At 37.0% G+C, this 728-nt stretch carries 1 protein-coding gene; it reads right to left on the bottom strand.

The window, feature by feature from the left end:
* On the bottom strand, window positions 1–692 hold a 692-nt coding region (locus ACFIO5_RS11725; protein ID WP_375705505.1), incomplete at its 3' end, for a hypothetical protein.
* Between the last annotated feature and the right edge of the window lie 36 nt (window positions 693–728).

Genomic DNA, 728 nt, shown 5'->3' with positions numbered 1-728 from the left:
TTGATTTTTGCATTGCCATAAACACGCCCCCAGATCGTTGCACAATATGAGATTTTAGCATTGCCATAAACAGAGCCATAAATCTCACAAGAGCCACTCACACAAGCATTCCCATAAACCTTGCCATAAATCTTTGCACGACCATTAATAACAGCATAATTATAAATTTTTGCATGGCTATAAATGCAAGCAGAGCCACAAACCTTGGCATGACCATAAACGCGTGCATAACTAAAAACCGTAGCATCATAAGAAACATGCGCATGATCATAAATATGAGCATCAGCAAGAATGCGGGCACTACCATTCACATGAGCATTACCATAAATATTGCCATAAACATGAGCATTGCCATAGACAAAAGCATGGTCATAAACTTTAGCATATTGAGAGATAAAAGCTTTTCCATAGACTTCAGCATTGCCATAAACTTGACCACAGACTTGAGAAAAATGGCGTATTTTTGCATTGTCATACACTCTTGCATGACCATAGACACAAGCCTCATCATACACCCAGCAATTACCATCATGGGATAGGTTAACTTCCTTTTCAATAAAGCCGCCTAAAGACCCCGCCTGTACATCATCAAAATCTTTTAAAGCTTTAATGCGATAAAGGTTTATAATATTTCGAGTAAGAGCATGTTTGATTTTTTTGATTTCACTGGTTAATTCATATTTTTTGCACATAGAGATACCCTCACAATTTAATGTGATAAACATTTG

The sequence above is a fragment of the Bartonella sp. AA86SXKL genome, from assembly GCF_042196885.1.
Note: the sequence above shows the minus strand (reverse complement) of the source record. Positions and strands in the feature narration are given on the sequence as shown.